This window comes from Pseudomonas sp. PA15(2017) (assembly GCF_001945395.1).
GTDB lineage: Bacteria > Pseudomonadota > Gammaproteobacteria > Pseudomonadales > Pseudomonadaceae > Aquipseudomonas.
In genome coordinates this window covers 86108-106783 of sequence record NZ_MSXV01000037.1, presented here as the reverse complement: position 1 = coordinate 106783, position 20676 = coordinate 86108, and the positions used below count along the sequence as shown (strand labels likewise).

16 protein-coding genes are annotated in these 20676 nt (G+C 59.5%); all 16 read right to left on the bottom strand.

The genetic code is table 11. The features are described from left to right. Positions 1 to 36: 36 nt before the first annotated feature. The 16 genes from BVH03_RS12225 to tssF all read right to left on the bottom strand — a co-directional run bounded on the left by BVH03_RS12225 (position 37) and on the right by tssF (position 20403). On the bottom strand, positions 37 to 483 hold the full coding sequence (locus tag BVH03_RS12225) for a DUF3304 domain-containing protein (RefSeq protein WP_371915354.1): 447 nt from the start codon (positions 481 to 483) through the stop codon (positions 37 to 39). A gap of 98 nt (positions 484 to 581) precedes the next feature. Then, the gene (locus tag BVH03_RS12220; protein WP_083640046.1) at positions 582 to 1028 is read right to left on the bottom strand and encodes a DUF3304 domain-containing protein; all 447 of its coding nucleotides are present in this window, start codon (positions 1026 to 1028) and stop codon (positions 582 to 584) included. Between the two features lie 74 nt (positions 1029 to 1102). Further along, complete coding sequence (locus BVH03_RS12215; RefSeq protein WP_075961415.1) at positions 1103 to 1921, bottom strand: DUF4123 domain-containing protein; 819 nt, start codon at positions 1919 to 1921, stop codon at positions 1103 to 1105. Between the two features lie 15 nt (positions 1922 to 1936). Further along, positions 1937 to 4006 (bottom strand): type VI secretion system tip protein TssI/VgrG, encoded by a 2070-nt coding sequence (tssI, locus tag BVH03_RS12210; RefSeq protein WP_075961414.1) that lies wholly within the window; start codon positions 4004 to 4006, stop codon positions 1937 to 1939. Positions 4007 to 4027: 21 nt separating this feature from the next. After that, positions 4028 to 5029: a serine/threonine-protein kinase gene (locus BVH03_RS12205; protein ID WP_075961413.1), complete on the bottom strand. Its 1002-nt coding sequence runs from the start codon at positions 5027 to 5029 to the stop codon at positions 4028 to 4030. After that, positions 5026 to 5754 carry a PP2C family serine/threonine-protein phosphatase gene (locus BVH03_RS12200; protein WP_075961412.1) on the bottom strand — a complete coding sequence of 243 codons (729 nt, stop codon included), beginning with the start codon at positions 5752 to 5754 and terminating at the stop codon, positions 5026 to 5028. The genes BVH03_RS12205 and BVH03_RS12200 overlap by 4 nt, the downstream gene beginning before the upstream one ends. Beyond that, positions 5754 to 9269, bottom strand: a complete 3516-nt coding sequence (gene tssM, locus BVH03_RS12195; RefSeq protein ID WP_075961411.1) for a type VI secretion system membrane subunit TssM — start codon at positions 9267 to 9269, stop codon at positions 5754 to 5756. Before tssM ends, BVH03_RS12200 begins: the two co-directional genes overlap by 1 nt. Before the next feature lie 13 nt (positions 9270 to 9282). After that, positions 9283 to 10158, bottom strand: a complete 876-nt coding sequence (gene icmH / locus BVH03_RS12190; protein ID WP_075961410.1) for a type IVB secretion system protein IcmH/DotU — start codon at positions 10156 to 10158, stop codon at positions 9283 to 9285. Between the two features lie 5 nt (positions 10159 to 10163). Then, entirely contained in the window at positions 10164 to 11495 is a 1332-nt protein-coding gene (gene tssK / locus BVH03_RS12185) for a type VI secretion system baseplate subunit TssK (RefSeq protein WP_075961409.1), read from the bottom strand. A gap of 2 nt (positions 11496 to 11497) precedes the next feature. Beyond that, positions 11498 to 11998, bottom strand: coding sequence for a type VI secretion system lipoprotein TssJ (tssJ, locus tag BVH03_RS12180; protein WP_075961408.1), 501 nt, complete (start codon positions 11996 to 11998; stop codon positions 11498 to 11500). A gap of 5 nt (positions 11999 to 12003) precedes the next feature. Further along, positions 12004 to 13200 (bottom strand): type VI secretion system-associated FHA domain protein TagH, encoded by a 1197-nt coding sequence (gene tagH, locus BVH03_RS12175; protein ID WP_075961407.1) that lies wholly within the window; start codon positions 13198 to 13200, stop codon positions 12004 to 12006. Between the two features lie 17 nt (positions 13201 to 13217). Further along, positions 13218 to 13358: a type VI secretion protein gene (locus BVH03_RS12170; protein ID WP_075961406.1), complete on the bottom strand. Its 141-nt coding sequence runs from the start codon at positions 13356 to 13358 to the stop codon at positions 13218 to 13220. A gap of 87 nt (positions 13359 to 13445) precedes the next feature. Continuing rightward, positions 13446 to 14963, bottom strand: a complete 1518-nt coding sequence (locus tag BVH03_RS12165) for a sigma 54-interacting transcriptional regulator (RefSeq protein WP_075961405.1) — start codon at positions 14961 to 14963, stop codon at positions 13446 to 13448. Between the two features lie 10 nt (positions 14964 to 14973). Next, positions 14974 to 17631, bottom strand: a complete 2658-nt coding sequence (gene tssH / locus BVH03_RS12160; RefSeq protein WP_075961404.1) for a type VI secretion system ATPase TssH — start codon at positions 17629 to 17631, stop codon at positions 14974 to 14976. 13 nt (positions 17632 to 17644) lie between these two features. Further along, positions 17645 to 18652 carry a type VI secretion system baseplate subunit TssG gene (gene tssG / locus BVH03_RS12155; protein WP_075961403.1) on the bottom strand — a complete coding sequence of 336 codons (1008 nt, stop codon included), beginning with the start codon at positions 18650 to 18652 and terminating at the stop codon, positions 17645 to 17647. Continuing rightward, the gene (gene tssF / locus BVH03_RS12150) at positions 18616 to 20403 is read right to left on the bottom strand and encodes a type VI secretion system baseplate subunit TssF (RefSeq protein ID WP_075961402.1); all 1788 of its coding nucleotides are present in this window, start codon (positions 20401 to 20403) and stop codon (positions 18616 to 18618) included. The genes tssG and tssF overlap by 37 nt, the downstream gene beginning before the upstream one ends. Between the last annotated feature and the right edge of the window lie 273 nt (positions 20404 to 20676).

Below are 20676 nucleotides of genomic sequence, written 5' to 3'. Positions count from 1 at the left end.
GATAGCGGCACATCAAGTCACGCGTTGCCGGTGGCTTCAGGCTTTGGGACATTCCTTATCCTCCATCTTACGTGGAAAGTTATAGGGGTAACCAGGATGGCCTGGAACTATAGGAGTGGCGGCGACGCGCACGGTGTCGCAAGGAAGAAAGTGCACCACGAGGGGGCCGGGGCTGTCGTACTCATGTATTTCCACAACTACACGGTGACGAGTGTAATGACTACGGTGCTCATCCATGCGTTTATTCCATGCATCAGAATACAAACGCTCAGACCAATTGGCATACCAGTAAGGCGAAGGGTCTTTCTCCCACTCCACAATTGCCCTTAACCCTGGTCGCCAGTATCGGGGGACCGAGCCACAACAGACCTGCCCACCACCACCGCTGTAAGGCCCTAAATTAGGATCACCAGCACCATTGACGGTGAATCTGTTGATGGCCGCGGATGTATGGTTATAGCCCTCAACAGGTGCGCCGAGCATCTCGGACTCCCTGGCTATACAACCACTAATCAATAATAGCGTCAGTGGCAAAGCAGCAAATGGATAGCGGCGTATCGAATTACGCGCTGCCGGTGACTTCAGGTTTTGGGACATTCCGTATCCTCCATCTTGCGTGGAAAGTTGTAGGGATACCCTGGGGTATCGTAGAAATTATTGTCCGCCGAAACGCTTACTTGATCACAGGGAAGAAAATGCATTTTCAATGTTCCGGCTTCTTGATACAGGGGGATATCCACTACCATACGGTGACTCGTGTAATTGGCCGCATGCTTTTTGTAATCATCCGGATCGAGAGAGCCATATTTGTTGCGCTTTAGGGGGATAACTGGTCGAGGGTTAGGATCTTTTTCCCACTCCACAATAGCCCTCAGCCCTGGCCGCCAATAACGAGGCACCGAACCGCAACAGACCTGCCCACCGCCACCGCTATAAGGCCCTAAATTCGGCCCACCTGCGCCATTGACGGTAAACCGGTTGATGGCCGCGGAGGTGTGGTTATAACCCTCGACAGGCGCACCAAGCATCTCACTCTCCTTGGACACACAGCCGGTTTGCAGTAACGCCACCAATACCGTGCTTACAACTAAAGCTCCGCGACTCACGCCCAAACCTCGGCCTCTTCGACAGGCGGCGCGATCGGCGAGTTTTCGGCCAGCCAGGCGCGCACGAAGGTGTCACGCTGGTCGAGGTCCTGTACCCCCTCTCGGTTCGCCGCCAACTGCCCGTGCATCAGGTGGCGCATCAACAGTTCCTGCAGCGCCAGGCCGTAGTCTTGTGGCTGCACGCCCCAGCTACGGCGATAGTTTTCTGCAGCGCTCCAGGCGAGCAGGCCGGCCACCTGTGCTCTGGTCAGCCGCAACGGGGGAAGTGGCGAGGGCAGCTCGGTCGGGCGCATGAGGTTACCCGCCAAGCTGCGAGGCATGCGGTCGCGGTCCTGCCAGTGCCAGGTAATGATCGGTGCGTGAAACCACGCCTGATGAGGGTCCAGCGCTTCACTGGTGGGAACCAGCATGCGTGGGTCATAGAAACGCAGCAGGCCACTGCCTCGGCCGTCGTTCCATTCGGCCTGGGTACAGTGGCTCAGGTGGCTGGCAAGCTGGACGAACGGCCATGGACTGATCAGCGCCAGGAGATGCTGATGGGCATTTTTGCTGGTGAGCAATTCGTCGAGCCAGGACCGCTGTTTGAGCTGCTCAGCTCTCATGCGCAACAGGATAGGCCCATCCGCGGCGATGGCTTCTTCCGGAGTGCCCTGAAGAAGCATGGCCATTTCCGGCGGCTGCTCGATTTCATCGAGGCGCGAGAGCAATGGGTATTGGAGGTTGCTGGCATCGACCAATAGATTGACATGCTGCAGGCCCGCGTCTGCTGCCTGCTCGCCAAGCAGCGTGAGCCAACTGTGGGTTGGGGATTTCATCGTCGCTCCTTGCTTTTAACGTGCGACTAGCACTTGGGCTTTGCTTTGCGCGCGGCGCAAACACTCTTCACAAACCGCCGGCTGCGGTTTTTCCACGCAGTTGCTGGCCACCTCTTCCGGTATTTCGCCAGCCTTGTCGCTATCCGCCGCCCCCGGTAATACAGGTGGTTTGATCGCAATACCCGAACCACTGCCTGGCGAGCCACCGGCATTCACCTTGACCGTTGGCCCGATCATGGTGATGCCGCTCGGATCCAGCTTGATGAAGCTGCCGCCGGCCTTGACGGTGAGCTCCATGCCCGCCTCGATCACGATCTTTTCGCCGGCCTTGAGGTGGATCTCCCTGCCAGCCTGAGTCAATTGCGCAGTGCCCAGCTTCACGTGCTGGTTCTGGGCGACGGTCAGGTGGTCATCGGTGCGCACCTCGACCTTACGGTCGGCGTGGGTGGTGCGGTGCTCTTCGGCCTTCAGTTCGGTGTAGGTGTTCTTCTCTACGGTGTCGTGGCGTTCGTTGCCGACGCGGATCTTCTGGTCGTGCTCGATATTTTCATCCCAGTCTTTCTGGGCATGAATGAAGATCTGCTCGGCACCCTTCTTGTCTTCGATACGCAGCTCATTGAAGCCGCCACCACCCGGGGAGCTGAGCGTCTTGAATACGGTGCGGGTCTTGTTCGCTGGAAGCGGGTACGGAACCTGATTTTCCTTGTGGTAAAGGCAGCCGCTGATCAGCGGCTGATCGGGGTCGCCTTCGAGAAAGGTGATGAGCACTTCCATGCCGATGCGCGGAATGGCGATGCCACCGTAGCGATCCCCTGCCCAGCCGCTGGAAACGCGCATCCAGCAGCTGGTCTTGTCATCTGCCTGGCCTTCTCGATCCCAGTGAAACTGCACCTTCACGCGACCATATTGGTCGCAGTGGATCTCTTCGCCAGCGGGCCCGGTGACCACGGCCGTCTGGCTGCCGAGCACGCGCGGCTTGGGGTGCAGCAGGGCTGGCCGGTACATCACGGCCCAGGGGGTGGCGAGAAAGCGGTTGCGGTAGCCCTGGTGAAAATCGTCCTTGTTATCGGTGGTATCGCTGCTTACCGACTCCTCCAGCACTTGCGGTTGTTTGCCTTCATGAAAGATTTCGGTCAGCAGCCACAGGTCGTTCCATTCGCTGCGCGGGTGTTCGGAAAGTGCCAGGAAATGACCACTCACCAGGCGGGTCTGATCGCCCCAGCCCTCGGCTTGCTGGTAGTCCGCGCGGTGCCGCTCCAGCGCCCGCTGACTGAGGAACTTGCCACGGGCGCGCTCGGCGTAGCGCCCTGGGTAATCGTAGTCCTCAAGATCCGGTTCGGTGCTTTCGCCGCTGGGCTTGTAAGCGGCTTCGAGCTGCAGCCTTGGCTTTTCGAAGTCATAGTCGCGGCGCGTAACGCGGCTGGTGCGGGTTTCCAGGCGCAACTTGAAGCCTTTGATGACCGGATCATCTGCCACCAGGCCGCTGCCCTGCACATAAGCCGTGGGCTGGCCCAGTTTCGGGAACACGGTCTGGTCATCACCGAACACCAGCAGATGGCCATCGGGGCCGTGCTGGAAGTGGTAGTGAATGCCCTCCTCCTCGCACAGGCGCTGCACGAAGTGCAGGTCGCTTTCGTCGTACTGCACGCAGTAGTCGCGCTCAGGGCACGGCTGACTCAATTGGAAGTTGTAGGCATTGGCCTTGATGCCATGTTCTTCGAGTACTTGCGCAATGATGTCCGGTGCGGACATCTGCTGATAGATGCGCTGATTGGCGCGGTGCTGCAGGTACTGCAACTGCGGAACGATCGACACCGTGTAGCGGCTCAGCCGCTTACCGGCATCGCCTTGGGCTACGCGGTAAATCTGGCCGTGAATGCCGCTGCCTTGCGGGTCGAACGCCAGGAAAGCCTGCTTGTGCAACAAGCTCTCCAGATCCAGATCGTGGTTTTCACTCACCAACTCCAGATCGAAACGATAGGGCTGGCTGACACCCTCGGTGCCCGTGAACGACAACACCTGCAGGTCGCCCGCAAACTCCTTAACGCTCAGGCTGAAGTGTGTTTCGTTAGAAGGATTGAACATCGTGTACTCCCTGTTCGGTTGTCATCCGTTGTGCTGGCCGGTCAGGCGTTTCAGCCAGGACGGCGGGGCGTCCAGTGCATCACGCAATTGCTGGGCAGTGATGGTGCGCTGCGCGGGATCGAAGGCCAGTGCAGTCTTGAGCGCCGGCCAGCAGCGCCTTGGCAGGTGCCTGGGGGCATGCAGCTCACCTTCGAGTCGTTCATCGCGCGCCTGGTTGGAAGGCAGGCGGCGGAACGGGTGCTTACCGCCCGCCAGCTCGTAAATCACACAGGCGGCCCCGTAGATATCGGCCCTGGCCGTCAGTGGCTCGCCATCCAGCAGTTCCGGCGCTGCGTAGCCTGGCGTCCAGGCATTGAAGCGCTCTCGGCTCACATGCGGTAAACCTGGCAACACACCCTCTTGCGCCTGCCCCAGGCCAAAGTCGAACAGCCTTATGCCGTCCTCGCTGACCATGACGTTGCTCGGTTTCATATCGCCGTGCAGTACGCCTCGAGAATGGACGTGGGCCAATGCATCGAGCAGCGGTAATGCAATTGTGCGCAGCTCTTGCCAGACAATACCCAGAGGCCGTTCACAGAGCAGCTTATCCAGCGTCAAACCATGCATGAGTTCCATGGTGAAAAAGGCCCGCTGGCACTCAGTGTCCACCTCGAAGGCATGCGCACGTAGCACATTGTCGTGGCGTAACCGCCGCGCAAGGGCGAATTCGCTATACAGCAGGGCACTTGCGTCGGGCGACTCGGCAAACTCCTCACCGAGAATCTTCAAGGCGATGTGAGGCTCGGGATCGCCAAACTGCTCGGCGAGCAGATCGCGTGCCCGGTAAACCAGCCCCATGCCCCCGGCCCCCAGCAGACGCTCGATGCGATATCGGCCGGCCAGCACTTCAGGCATCGCCGGCAAACGGGTTCGGCCGGCAGGCGACGAGGCTTTCGCCACCTTGGCAAAAGCGAAATACGTCAGGTCGCGCTCCTGCACGGCATCCACCGGCAGCTCGTCAGCAATACGCAGCAGTTTGCTCATTGGCGGATCACCACTGCGGTCAGGTTATCCCGCGCAGAACCGCGCAGAGCGCCATCGAACAGGCGCTCCACTGCGATATGTGGCGCTGCAAGGCTAAGTGCGTTCCCGAGTGCGTCACCGCTGATACCGTTGTAAAGACCGTCGCTGCACAGCAAGTAGGCGTCACCGGGATGAACCTCGAACTCCAGTACATCGAGGGTCAAGTGCTCGGCCGCTCCGACTGCGCGAGTCAGTGCGTGAGCGGCCGGGTGAACCCTTGCTTCGGCCGGAGTCATTTGGTGTTCATCGATCAATTGCTGTTGCAGCGAGTGGTCCTTGGAAAGCTGATACAGCCGCTGTGCCCGCCACAGATAGCAACGGCTGTCTCCAGCCCAGATACAGGCGCCGCGACTGCCCTCCACCAACAGCACCACCACGGTGCTGCCGATGATGTTTTCGGGGCGCTCAGCGACGATGGTCAGCTCCTGGGACAAGCGGCGATTGAGCCAGTGCAAGCATTGGCGAATCGCTGTGAGTCGCTCGTCGAAGCTCTGCTCGACCGGCAGATCAGCCAGGCTGGCGACGATCAGTTGGCTAGCGACGTCGCCACCCTGATAGCCGCCCATGCCATCGGCGACCACCCACAAACCATCTTGAGGGCAATCGAGAAAAGCATCTTCGTTGCGCGCACGAACCTTTCCCGTATCGGTTCGTGCGGCGCTACGCCACGGGCTGACCACCAGCATCAGAGCTGCACCGGCATACGGAAGCTACGCAGCGCGCTCATATCGAACGGATTCGGCGCACGCTGGCTGGTCAACAGGTAGTTGGCACGCATACCGCCCACGTCGGCCTTGAGCACCAGCACATCGCGGCCCGTGAGGTACTCGGTCTCCATCAGATCGAACAGCCTGAACAGTGACCAGGGGCCGGTGTTCTTCTCGATCCCCAGTGGCCGACCGACCATTCTGTCGAGCACCAGGCTGGTACGCCCGCCCTCGGCATCCGTCGGCCATTTGAATGCCATCGGCACGATCGGGCCATGGCGGTACTCCATGGTCTTGTCGCCGAGCTTGAATTCGGAGCGGCTGACTGCCGAATCCAGCGTGTAAGGCTCGAGCTTGAACTGCACCTGCGGTTCGGCCGGGTTATCAGCGAAGAAGCTCTGGCGGATAACCTGTGCAGCCGACATCTGGTCGAGGTAAGTCCTGGAAATCGGCAGGCTATGGCCGTCGACGCTACGCATGCGGTAACTGCCCGAGTCGCCATTGACGAATGGACGCATGTAACTGTCGAAGAAGCGATCGAAGATCCCCTGGGTCTTGAAGAACTCACGGAAGTCCGCAATCGCCACATCACTGGCGCTATGAGCGTCGAAGGGATAGCGCTGGCGAATCGCCTTGCCATAGAAGCTATACAGCTCGCTCTGATAACGCTGGTTCAGATACTGATAGGAGTCGCTGAGCACCAATCGCCAGGTATCTTCAGCCAGCACGTTGAACCAGCTGCCCACGGGGCGTGGCAGGCGGCCGGCGGAACTTCGCAGAGCGCTCAGCGCGTCACGCTGCCCCCCCATGCGGTGCTTGGCCATCTCGAAAGCGGCCTGCTCCGGCGCACTGGCACGGGCAAGGCTTGCTACCTGCATCTGCAGGTCGTTGAGCGCCGTCAATGCTGGAAGCAAGTCGGCAGTCGGCCCATTGTTATCATCGAGCAGGCGATGTAGCGGCTCGAAGCGGCTCTGCAACGATTTGCGCGATGTATCCGGCAGATTTTTCGCGCTGTCGGTGGCCTTGTCGGCAACGGCGTTGGCCAGTTTGCCGTTCTGATCCGCCAGTTGTCCCGCCGCCTCTGCTGCACCTTCTGCGGCATCCGCGATAGTCGCGAAGCGGGTGTTTTCCCTCACTTCTACCAGCAACTGCAGTATCGGTGAATTGGCGGAGGTGAGGCCGGCAAGCTGCTCAGCGCCCTCGGCGAAATCGTTGGCCGCCAGCAGGCCAATCTGACCCAAGGCTTCGCTCCAGTAATTGGCGTAGTCGCGGAAATACAACTGCTCGAGTTCAACCATCAAGCGGCGCATATCCATCACGCTAAGGTCGGAGCCCTCCCCCAATACCCAGTTGTCGCGCAGGATATCGCTAACGAGCATCGAGCCCTGTACCGAGAAATACTGCTGATAACCTTGTTGGGTATAGAAGCCTGGAATGACGTAGTTGCCGCCATAGAAAAGCGAGCCTTGCGGCCCGAGGTGTTGATCAAGGCGGTATTCGGGCAGCGTACGAGCCTGCTCGCGAAGCACTCGGTAAACCACGTTGGCCAACGACTCGCTACGCAGGATCTGACGCGCTTGAGCAACCAACTGCTCGTTCAGGGGATAAACGAATGGTTGCTTCAGCAAACGCTCGAAGTGCGCGTTCAGGCCATTCTGCACGGCGGTATTGCCGGTGTAGCGCTGGGACCAATCGGCCGCGACCCAGTCTTTGAGCCACTGTGCGTCGCGACGATCCTTCATGTTCAGCATCAGGTATGCGCGCAGGCCGTTGAGCAGGCGATCACGATCCTTGGTGTTGGCTCTGACCTGCCCCTCCAGCATGCCGGCAACCCGGGGCAGCAACTGTTCTTCCAACTGACGCTCGTAGGCCGCCACAACGACCGGCTCGACCTCCTCGCCCTGATACAAGCCACCACGCTCGTGGTAACTCACATCGCCTTTGTCTGGAAAGACCTGCGTCCCGGCATAACTGGTATCGAGCACCTTGAGAGCAGCCATCGCGTCGTCCCGGGCACTCAGAGCCGAATGCTGCTGGGTCCAGGTTTGCGCCAACGCGCGCAGCTTTTCAAGTCGCTCGTAATTGGCGGAAAAGCCGGTGGCCCAGAGCACACCGAACACTGCCAGGGCAGCGAGCGCGCCTACGTACAACGCACGTTGCCCCCAATGAATACGGTTTCGCTCACGTTTATCCAGCCCCGCAAGGTCGGCTTCGGGAAAAATGACCCGGCTGAGCAAGTGATGGATGAATCGCGAGCGGCCGTTGCGTAAGGTCGGCAATACCCCGGCACTCATGCCAAGGTTGGCACCAATGCTGGCAGCGGTAGCGTCCATTTCCCCGGTCAGGTGGGGTGCACTGGTCAGATAGAAGCCACGCAACTGGCTGGCGCGCTGATAACGGTTACCGGTGAATGCCATGTCCACGAACAGGCAAAGGCGCTCGCCGATCTGCCCCAGCTGATGCGGAAAGTCGAGAATACGGCCGCGGCGCTGGGTATCACGCTCCTGATGCATGCGCATGATTACCTGGCTGTTGAGGCGGCGCAGCAGCTCTTCGAACTCGTTGCGCAGCACCGCCACATCGGTGCCCGACTGCTCCTTGCGGAAGCTGGTGCCAAGCACCTGATCGCTTTCTTCGCGGGTCAGCTGATCGAAGAACTCATCGAAACCCAGCAGGCTGTCGGCCTTGCTCAACACCAGATACACCGGCACATCGACATGCAGTTTCTGATGTACGTCCTGCAACCGTGCACGCACCTGTCGAGCGAGGATCTCGAGCTGCTGCTCGCTATCATGCAGCAGGGTCTCGACCGGAATGGTCACCAGCACACCATTCAACGGTCGATTGCGACGACGCTTGCGAAGCAGGTTGAGCAACGTGCTCCAGGCGTTGCCATCGACTTCGGCATCCGGCTGGGTCAGATAACGGCCAGCGGTATCGATCAGCACGCCATGGTCGGCGAAGTACCAATCACAGTGCCGGGTGCCCAGGGTGTCACGGGTCAGCTTGCGCTCGATCTTGTTGATCGGGAACTCAAGCCCCGAGAAGTCCAACAGGCTGGTCTTGCCCCCGCCCTGCGGGCCGATCAGCAGGTACCAGGGCAAATCGCTGCGCCAGCGCTCGCTACGGCCGCGATACAAGCTCGATGTCTTGAGCGTGACGAGTGCTTCCTTGAAACGCGCCTTCAACTCCTTTTGCTCTTCGTCGATCAGTTCTTCACGACGAATGCGCTCCTGGCCGTCGTCACTTTCTTCTTCAGCCTTCTTGCGCACGCCAGCTCGCCAGCTGACGAAGACCATGGCCAACCCCCAGACGAGGAACAGCACACTGATGGTCAGCAAGCGGGAAGTCGAACTGGCCCAGAACTTGTAATCATCGACCGCCAGCAGAGGCCCAACGAACCATACGAGCAGTGCGACGAAGAGCACTAGCAGCAGCGTCCACACCCAAGTCTTACGCAGGAACGCGCCGACCTTCTTGAAAAAATTCTTCATTACACGTCCCTGTTTACGGCTGCGACTGCGGCTGAGCCGCTACTTGATCGAATGGCTGATACGGTTGCAGAACGGTGTCTCGCTGCTCGCTCAGCACCCAGGCAAAACCCGAATACATCACCACCAGGCAAACCAAGGTGAACAACACCACCATCCAGGCGGGCACAATGCGCACCAGGCTGCGACGTTGGTCGTTCAATCCCTCCCAATGCGGTGAAAGCTCGCGCGGCACATCCCCGCGTAATTGTCGGATCTGGCGATACAGCGCATCACGAATGCCCTCGAGTTCGAGCATGCCCCGCGCCTGCACCCGGTATTTACCCTCGAAACCAAGGGACAGGCACAGGTACATCAGCTCCAGCATGGGCAGGTGTTTGACGGGGTTCTTCGAAAGCCGATCGAGGAGCTGGAAGAACTTCTCGCCGCCAAAGGTCTCGTTGTGAAAACTGCTCAGCAAGCTCATCTGCGACCACTCACTTTCATTGCCCCAGGGCGTAGTGACGACCGCTTCGTCCACCACCGTGCAAAGAACGTAACGAGCAGCCATCACCTGGCTGCTTTCCGCTCCGTTGTGCAATGCACGAACTTCGAACAGCTTCAAGCCGGCTGTCAGCCGTTCATTGAGCGCATAAAGATCTTCATAGCTGTCGCTGTGTTTGAGGCGCACCACTTCGGACAACAATTCCGAGGCCGCGGCCACGAGCGAATTGAGGCTGACGTTGAACGCCTCGGCGGGACGCAGGCGAGCCGCATAGATCATACGTTCTTCCAGCTGCTCGAAACGCGGTGGCGCAGCGAAGTCGGTCAGCGGGCTTGAGGCAGGCCCCTGCCCCTGACGATCGAGCAGGATCGTCTTGTCGTCCTGATGGTAATCCGTGTCCTTGATCATGTCGGTCAGTTCCTTATGGCCCAGAACTTCAGTTCAAGCTCAGCGAATTCGCCAGACACATGGAATGCGAAACCACCGGAGCGCTCGAGTTGAGCGAGGTCTTCGGAGCTGAGTTCGAGAATGAAATAGGTTTTGTTGGAGTGGAATGCGATCTGCCGTGGAGCGACGGGCAACGGTTTGACCTTGATGCCCGGCAGATGCAGATTGACCAACTGGCGGATGCGCTCGACCGGGCCAACCTTGAGGTGTGCCGGCAGCCGGTGACGAAGCTCCTCCGAATCGCAGTTGGCGCTGGCGGCCAGCACGAAAGACGCCGAGCCCAACAGTTTGTGGTCGTGCAGCGGCGACACGATGATCCCGTATTGGCGGGCCTGCAGGATAAGCTCGATGGCATGCTGCTCCAGCACCATGGACAACACCTGACGAATCGCCTCCATCAATTTACGGAAGCTGGCGCCTTGATCGCTATGCTGGTAGCGGCTGTCCAGGCGGGGTCTCTTGCTGTCGCTCGAGAAAGTCGCCAGATCACCGAGCATGGTCAGCAGCGTGCGGTACAGCTCTTCGGGATGCACCTGTTCCAGGCTCAGGTAATGGCGCAACAGCAGCTCGGTTCGGTTGATCAGCTGCAGCATCATGAAGTCTCCGACCTCCGCTCCGCCGACCTTGCCATTGGAACGAATTCGCTCAGCGAGGGTGTCGCCCCGATGGCTGAGCATGCTGATGACTTCCTTGAGGCACGACAGCAGGTAGCTGGATGCATGCGCCTGTATGTAGGTCGGTACGAAGTCTGGGTCGAGGCTGATGACGCCGTCTGGCGTGGCATCGAGCACCTCACACAACTTCAGCTTCACGTAAGCCTGATCGCTCTGCTGCTCACCGAGCAAAAGCCGGAAGTCGGGGCGACCGCAACTGACCTGGCTGGACGAATCGTCACCGGCATTCGAGTCGGCAACCTCCGCCTCATAGGCGGTGTAGCGAGCCAACACATCGGACTGCTCCGGGCGACGCGCCTCGATATGGTTGCCCGTTACCAAAGGCAGTGCCAGATAGATAGGCGTATTGCCGGTATTGGGCGGCACATCGAGAGCCAAGGGTTCGATATTGCCGCCCAGCTCGAAAAGGCTGCCATCGGGAAGAATGCCGGACGCCTGGCTGACCACCAACTTGCCCATGTTGAGAAATTGCAGGTCGATATCCAGGCTCAGAAAGCCCCAGGTATAAGCACCCAACAATTGGGTTCGGGTTTTCAACTGATGGTCGTAGTAACGATCGCTGTGCTGGAAGTGCTGCGGGCGCAGCAGCATGCCTTCCTGCCAAATGACTTTATGAAAATTCACGTTCAGTCACCTGCCTTGGGAATCGCTGCATCGGTGTTGCGAATGCCGTTCTGATCGAGGGTCAGATCGGCCTCGGTAACTTGCAATGGGGCCACTTGAAGGGTGTAGCGCCACCGAGCCTCTGGTAGATCCCTGTAGGCCGCCAGCACACCGACGTAGCGGCTCCCCTCCTGGATACTGAGTTTGAGATCGACTGTTTGCCCGGGGCGCAGCTCGAGCTCTTCGGTCGCGACCATATCTGGCGCCAGAGACTCCTTGGCGCGTTCGTAGAGACTGAAGAAGTCCGCGTTCTCGAACGCGACCGGATGTTTAAGCTCATACAGACGCAAGACGATTGGCGACGGACGCCCGTTGAGATCAGGGTTCAGTTGGTCACTCGCCGTCAGCTTCAGGTTGAGCTTGGTGACATGCGAGTACGGTGAGAGCGTCGAGCAGGCGGCCAGGGCGACCAAGGCGCTCAATACTGCCAACGATTTGATTAAAGCGTTCGAACGACGAAACATGTGCATCATCCTTGACGGTCAGAATCCAGTGTTGAAATAAGGCGCACCTGCTCTTCATAGGCCTGTGCGAAGTCACGTGCCAGCAGACGCTCACTCCAGTCATCGTCCTGCCTCAACGCCTGGTGATAACGCCCGTAGGCCCTCCAGCGGCTGCCAGCAGTGGTAAATAGCGGTTTGGTGTCACGCTCGAAACGCAACGTGAGTTGCTGTGGCGAAAAATGCTCCAGGGTGCCGCGAACGGCGGCCCGGCTCGCCATCAGCATGGCCACCTGATGAGCCTGCAGGTCACGGAACGAGCGTGATATCGCCTGCTGCGCGGTGAGCTGTCCTGGCTTATTCGCCTGCAGCAAAAGGCTCAATGCTTCACCGGCATCGCCGGCGAATTTGAGGGGATTCTTTTGCGAGCCCAACGCCGTGGTCTGAGCGAGGCGTAACTCGTTTTTCAGCTCACTGCGCGTGCGCAAACTCTGCTGCAAGCCCGCGACGCTTTGCTTGAGCAATTGTGCAACGCTCACAGCCAGCGACTCCTTTGCCTCGTGGTCGTAGCCAGAAATATCCATGCCCAGCGCATCGGCGAACTTTTCCCAAAAGCCTTCGGATTGCCGTTCGACCGGTGCTGGCGCAGGCGCCGACTCAACCTTCTGTGGTGCTTCGACCAGCTCCGGTACCAACAGGCTTTCCATATCGATACGCGCATAGTCGGCACGCTGACGACTATCGTCGGCTGCGGCGGCGGGCGAAATCAGCTCCTCGAACTCCGAGTAGACGCGCTCCTGCTGATCGAGTGCGGCGAGCGGATCCAGGTCGAGAAACGCGTCATCGGGAATGATGCTACCGGCGGCTTGAGGTCGGCCCACTTCGACGTCGAACATCGCCGGGTCGCGAACCAGCCGCGCGCGAACCTCGAAATCCCCAAGTAAATAAACGCTGCCATGTTCGATACGTACCGCCTCGCCCTTGCGCAGCCGGGCACCACTCGAACCCTCCTGAATACCGTTGCTGCTGGTATCGGTCAGGAAGAAGGTGCCGTCGCGATAGCTGACCAGCGCGTGGTGGTTGGAAAGGTGACGCTTGCGATCCGGAATGATCCAATCACAATCCTCTCCCCGCCCGATCACACCGCCGGCCTGCTTGAATGTCTTCTGGCACAGCTCGGCAGGCACGAACTGCTTGGTGTTCAACACTTCGAAAACCAGCTCCATGATGATGCTCCTTGCGGTCACTTGCCGCGGTTGACCGCTTGCGGATCACCCAGAGGGCGATAGGTGTCGTCATTGAATTTGTAATTGCCGCCACAGCCGCTAATGCCGCACAGCACGAAAAGGCTCAGAAGAAAGACTTGCCAGTATCGAACAGGCATCAGAGGTCTCCAGAAGTACGCAACATGCACCGATTTTTCACAGTGGTATCGCTGCCATGAACAAAGAGTGAAACCGGGCGCTCACTGCTACCCATTGAGCTCACCCAGGTTGATATTCAGACGTCCGAGGCGGTAAAGCAGCGTGCGCCTGGGCAGGCCTAGCTCTCGCGCCGAAAGGGTTTGGTTGCCGGCATTCTTGCGCAGGCAATCGAGCAACAGGCTGCGCTCCACCTGCTCCAGGCGCTCGCGCAAGCTGAGGTTGCTGTCGACAGATTCGGCATCGACGCGCAGGGAAAAATGCTGGACCAGAAGCTCGCCGCCCTCACAAAGAAGAACAGCACGCTCGACCAAGCCCTTGAGCTCGCGCACGTTGCCTGGGAAGGTGTATTGGGAAAGATGATCGAGTGCGCCATCCGACCAGCGCACCGGGTCTCGCTGCAGAAACGCACAGGCTTTCTCGGCGAAGTGACGCGCCAGGTCGAGAATGTCGCCCTCCCGATGACGCAATGCCGGTAGCTGGATAGGAAATTGCGCCAGCCGGTAGTACAGGTCTTCGCGAAACTTGCCTTCGCTGACCATCACCGCAAGGTCCTGGTGGGTAGCGGCGATAATCCTCACGTCGATCTTGTGGGTATCGTTGGAACCCAGTGGGCGGATTTCGCCCTCTTGCAGCACGCGCAGCAACTTGGCCTGCAGCGAAAGCGGCATGTCGCCGATTTCATCGAGCAAAAGCGTGCCGCCATCAGCTGCATCGAAAAGGCCCGCTCGGTCACGTTCGGCACCGGTGAAGGCTCCTTTGCGATAGCCGAACAGCTCGCTTTCCAGAAGGCTTTCCGGGAACGCGGCGCAATTCTGCACGATGAACGCGCGCGAGCGCCGTGGACCACAATCGTGAATCGCTCGTGCAACGACTTCCTTGCCGGTTCCCGTTTCGCCACGCAGTAAAACGGTATAGGGGCTGTGCAAAACCTTGCTGATTAGCGAGTAGGTTTGTCGCATGACAGCGCTCTTGCCGATCAGGCCATAGCCGCTGGCGACCGGTGTGCTGTGAACGGCGGAGCTTGCATCACCCGATGACTGACGCAAACGCTGTAGAAGATGCAGCTGTACGAGCACGAACGAACCCAGCTTGCAAAGGGAATCGGCGAACACCTGCAATTCGCTGCTGCGACGGCTAGCGCAAACCAGCAAACCTTCGACCGCTTTCTGCTGATTGATCAGTGGCACGCAAAGCAGCGTTTCCCACTGCGCTGCAGAAGGAGGTAGAAAGCTGGTTTCATACAGGCTGCCGCTCAGCTTCTCGACAAACACCACGCGATTCTGGCAGAGCGCGAACTGCAACAGCTGCTCTCCGTTGTAATCGACAGGCAAGCTATCGGCCTCTCGCGGTTGCAGTTGGCTATCCAGATACTCGGCTTGCATACCCAAACAGGTATGCGTGGCATCGAGCAGGTACACCTGAGCCAATTCGCAGCCACTGAGCTCGGTCAATGCGCGTACGAAGTCACCCAACAACGCGGCAACATCCGATGCACGTGACAAGCTGGCGAACTGTGCGAGTAGGCGCTCTGCATAAATCAGCGGCTGCGGCACTTGAGCAAACATCACACCCACCTCAGGCGAACTCGCAGGCCACGCTGCCATCACCATCGAGCGTGGCATGAACACGTTCGAGGGTTTCGCCCGTGGCCATCGCATCGAGCAATCGGTCCGCAACCAGCGGCAGAACGTGCTGATCCAGTAAATGATCGATCAGGCGTGCACCGCTCTCGCTTTGCGTGCAGCGTTCGGACAGGTGATCGACCAGGTTCTGGCACCAGGTGAAATTCAGCTGACGACGGCTCAAGCGCTCGCCCAGGCGGCCCAGTTTGATCTCGATCAGCTCACGCAGAACCGGGCCGCCGACCGGGTAGTACGGCACCACTTTCATCCGCGCCAGTAATGCAGGTTTGAAGTGTTTGCTGAGCACCGGGCGAATGGTTTCTTCGAGAACCTCGGCGGTTGGCCGTGAGCCCTCTGCGCAAAGCTCGCTGATGCGGTCGCTGCCCAGGTTCGAAGTCATCAGAATCAACGTATTGCGAAAGTCGATTTCGCGCCCTTCGCCATCGTTGGCCACGCCCTTGTCGAAGATCTGGTAGAACAGGGTGAGCACATCTGGATCGGCCTTCTCGACCTCATCGAGTAGCACCACCGAGTAGGGTTTCTGCCGCACAGCTTCCGTCAGCATGCCGCCCTCGCCGTAACCGACGTAGCCCGGCGGCGCACCAATCAGACGGGAAACGGTGTGTTTCTCCTGGAACTCGGACATATTGATTGTGGTGATGAAGCGATCGCCGCCGTAGAGCAGGTCAGCGAGCGCCAAAGCGGTTTCGGTTTTACCAACGCCGCTCGGGCCAACCAGCAGAAACACGCCGACCGGTGCATCTGGTTTGTTCAAACCAGCAGCGGTGGCGCGCATGGAACGATCCAATGCATGCACGGCTTGTTCCTGCCCACGGATACGGGTGCGCAGGTCCGTCGCGAAACTGGCGATTTTGGCGTTGTGCTCTCGGGCCAATTGCGTCAACGGGACGCCGGTCCAGGCGCTGATCACTTCAGCCACCAAGCGCGGGCAGACCTCGAAGCTGACCAGGCGCTCTTTCACCTGTGCGGCAGTCAGCGCCTTGTGCGTTTCGTTGAGCCGAGCTTCCAGCGCTTCGACGTTGAGCATTTCATCGGCCTCGCCAACTACCCGTTCAGGCACGTCGTCTTCGGTGCTGTCCGCAACGCCGATGGCTGCTTCACCTTCTCTAGCGTCGCGCGCCATGGCCAATTGCTGGCGCAGTTCCAGCAGGCGCTCGGCCAGTTGCTTCTGTTCAGTCCACAGCGCTTCCAGCGCGACCCGCTCAGTCTCGGCTTCGTCCAGTCGCGCTTCCAGCGCTTGCAATGCGTCATGATCGATCAGAAGACCGGCTTCGCCATCGCGGCGCAGCGCCTGGCGTTGACGACCACCTTCGGCCAGCTCACCGCGCAGGCGCTCGAGGCTTTCCGGCGCGGCGGCAAGGCTGATGCGTACGCGCGCGCAAGCGGTGTCGAGCACATCGACTGCTTTGTCCGGCAGTTGCCGACCGGCCAGATAGCGCGCCGATAGTTCGGCGGCCGACACCACGGCGTCATCGCGCAGGTAGATGCCGTGGCTCTTTTCGTAGACTTGTGCCAGGCCACGAAGAATGGTGATCGCTTCGTTCACCGTCGGCTCGTGCAACTGCACTGGCTGGAAGCGTCGGGCCAGCGCAGGGTCTTTCTCGAAGTACTTCTTGTACTCGGCCCACGTGGTGGCCGCGATGGTGCGCAGCTCACCGCGGGCGAGCGCCGGTTTCAAGAGGTTGGCGGCGTCGGAGCCCCCGGCGTTGCCGCCAGCGCCGATCAGGGTATGGGCTTCGTCAATAAAAAGGATGATCGGTTTCGGCGAGGCCTTGACCTCGTCGATGACGCCTTTGAGGCGACGCTCGAATTCACCTTTGACGCTGGCGCCGGCCTGCAAAAGGCCCATGTCCAGCGACAACAGCTCTACGCCCTTGAGCACCTGCGGCACTTCACCGGCCGCGATACGTGAGGCCAGGCCCTCGACGATGGCGGTCTTGCCGACCCCGGCTTCACCCACCACGATCGGGTTGTTCTTGCGACGACGGGCCAGGATGTCGACCATCTGCCGAATTGCACCATCGCGGCACAGCACCGGGTCCAGTTTGCCGTAGCGGGCTTGCTGAGTCAGGTTGTGGGTAAAGCGCTGTAGCAGCGACTCGCCCTGCGCAACCGGCTTGCCGTCGGCCTGCGTCTGAGGCTGTTGCGACAGGGCGAACGCCTTCAGGCGCTCGATGTTCAACCTGGCAAGCAGCGGCTGGTAACGGCTGCCTGCATAGCGCAGCGGGTTGCGCAGCAGCGCGAGGATCAGTGCAGCATCCTCGACCTGAGTCTGGCCCAGCTCGAGGTTGGCCACCAGCAGGGCATCCTGCAGCCATTGCACCAGTTCCGGAGCGAACACAGGGTTACGTGACTCGCTGTGCTCGACGCGGGTCTGCAAGGCGGCGCTCAGCTCACCGACATCCACGTCAGCGTCTTGCAAGGCGCGAGACAGCAGGCCGTTCTGCCGTTCCAGCAAGCCCAGCAGCAAGTCTTCGACGAGAATCTTGCTGCCGCCGCGGGCGACGCAACGCTCAGCCGAACGCTCCAGATCACGTCGGCTTTCAGCGTCCAGCGCCTGGATGAGTTGTTGCAGGTCTACATTGATCATGGGTCATCTGTCCTTAATGAATTTTGCTGCCCAGCGTCACCACGCCGTCCGCTTTCTCGCGGCCGAGCCAACTGGTCCATCCTAGGCGGCATGCGTTCTGCTCGCCGATGCGCAGTTCACGAATTTCTTCCTGACGCAGCACGAGGCGAATGTCGTAATCGAGTGGGTCACGGAGCGTGAATCGCACCAGGGCACAGAGCGGCTGGTAGCCGAAACCGATCGGCAGGAACTCATGGAAGCGCTGCCAGTCGAGTTCGCGGATATGAATGCGGAATTTGCCGCTGCGGTCGCGTACGTGTTCGCCGAGGACGAGGTCTTCGCCAAGCAGACTATTGGCTCGCCCCAGACGATTACGCTGCTCCTCGAGAATTTCCACGCGGCGCTCGATGCATTGCTCGATGGTCAACTCAGCGTGCTTGAAGTAGTAGCGCAGCACCGCCTCGATCAGCGCCGCCGAGTGCGCACGAAGGCTGAGCAGGCCCAGATAAGGCAGGAGGCGTTTCCAGTTCAGTTCCTTGGCACGCCGGATCTCCTCGCCACCCAGGCCGATCAAGCCAAAAAGGTGTGACGAGAACGGATCGACGGCGCCGCTTTCGAAGCTTGCGCGATATCGATACTTCTTCCAGATCGGCAGCATCAGGCGTTGCAACCGATGATGAAACAGATCCAGGAAATTGCGCGTCGGGTTGCCGTCTTCGCTATCGCCCAACGCCTGCTCGCCATAGAACGCAGGCAACGGCGAACCCGAACCGACCAAGCCGATCAGGTTGAAACGCATACGCGCCCGCATACGCCCGTGCTCTTCGAAAAACTCGACACGGTCAACATCGCTGCTCGGGAAGCCCAGACTCGGATTGGCCTGGAATTCCAACTGGTCATACAGTTCCTCTTCGCTCAGGTACGGGTGTGCCTGGCGCAACCGGTCAAGCACCAGTAATACCGCCTGAAACAGCGAGTACTCGCGTATGCTTCGTGCCAGCCCGCTCAAAGCAGGGGCTGCAGGCCCATACGTGGTGTCCATTGGTACACCTCTCCCTGTGTGCTGTTTACCCGTAACTCGTGATACGAGTTCAGGCTGGCGTACAACGCGAAAAACTCGTTGAGCACGGAAGCGAAAACGAACAGGTCGCCCTCACCGATATACCCCTCAGGGTCGATCGTCAGCTCGGTGCGCAACCCACGTACTGGCAAGCCACGATGCAAACGATCCACGTGGTGATGCTTGATGTGCTTGAGCCCACCGAGCAGGCGCTTGCTGACCTTCTCCGCGTGCTGGTCGTAATAGCGCGGCAGGTCGTAGGTCTCCAAAATCACCTTCAAAGCATTGACGTCGGCCAGCGACAGGTAGTTGAGCGACATGTTGCTGATCAACTTCCACAGAAAGTCGCGGTTCAACGGCGGCGCAAAGCTCGATGTGGCCGGCGTGATATTGCGGAAACTCAAAAATTCCGGGGTTTCCTCGCACGCCACGCAGATGTCGCCAAGCTTGAGCTTGCGTGGCAGATTCTGATTGGTACAGGTCAGCTCGATGGACAACGTTTCATGAGCCTCTGCGTGACGGATGCCGAAACTCAGATAGGTATCCAAGCCGTTGTGCAGCAGGGACGGGCGCTGGCGAATGCTGTAATGCGGCCGGCTGTTCGGCACGTCGAAACTCGGGTCATGCTCGAAAGACTCGAAGGGCACGTATTGCTGGTAACCCAGGCCACCGGGCTTCCACCCCGTAACGCCCTCGACGGAAAACACGCCGCAGTTTTCCAGATCGTATTCGGCTGGCAGCAGCAGGTACTCGTCCTGCTTGCCATCGAGACGGATCGGCAGGGCGTCATGCTCGAACAGATTGACGATAGGGGTGCAGAACAGTTTGACGTTATCCAGGGTTGGCCGCAGGCGCTGGATGCCGCTCTTGCGAATATCGAATCGCAGCTCGAAGCCACGTGACTGTTTGAGCGTGTCTTCTGGGAGGGCCTTGAGAATGTCCAGACCCTCGACATCGACGAACAGGAACTTGTCCTGGAAAGCGAAGTACTCCTGAAGGTAGCGATAACCGCGGAAGGTATTCAGCGGATACGGGATCAACGCCTCCTCTTCGGCGAACCCCACCGGCTGTACACGGTTACCCGGTATCTTGAATGCCATCGGCACACCATTGGCGCCCTGGATGGGTTTACCTGCCGCGTTCAGCGGAATCAGTTCGATACCTTGGAGGTTGCGCAGCAGGCTCAGGTACAGCATCTGGCTGATGTAACGCTCACCGGCGAAGTGCAGCCGCAGCTTGCTCAGTTCCAACTCGCCAAGATGGCCATCGGCGCTCATCCCCAGGCGCAGGCTCAGCAATGCGCCGTCGCCCTTGACCGAGTAGTTCAATGCAGCCAGGTTCAGCGCCAATACCTCTGTCGGGTAGCAGGTACGGAAACGGCAGCGCACGTCATTGATCGGCACGCTCTCGATTGGCGTATCACGCTCGACCTTGAGTGCCGGGCCGGAGCGCTTGAGCGGATCGAACTGCAAAATGCTGAATGCCGGCAGCGGCCGCATGTAATTGGGCCACAGCAACTGCATCAGCGAGTGGCTAAGCTCCGGCAACTCGTCATCGAGTTTCTGGCGCAGGCGCCCAGTGAGAAAGGCAAAACCTTCCAGCAACCGCTCCACATCCGGATCCCGCCCGGCCTGCCCCAGGAACGGCGCCAACGCCGGACTACGCTCGGCGAAACGACGACCGAGCTGGCGCAGTGCGGTAAGTTCGCTTTGGTAGTAGTGGTTGAAGGACATTTAGGTCAGCTTTCCATATAGATGTAGGATGTTTTGCTGGTGAACATGTTTAGTCAGCTCATGCTCAGGCCGGTGTCTGATTTAGATAATAAGTTCCAATAATGTGAATAACCGGCACAATCAGAACACATACATACATCATTACCTTGTGAGCGCGCTTTTCCTTTATGCTCCGCGATATCCCGAGTGCAGCCACCAATAAGCAGACGATTGCGCCCCCCCGAAGAGATCGCTGTCCGCGACGCTTGCAAAATAACCCTGAATGGTCATTTA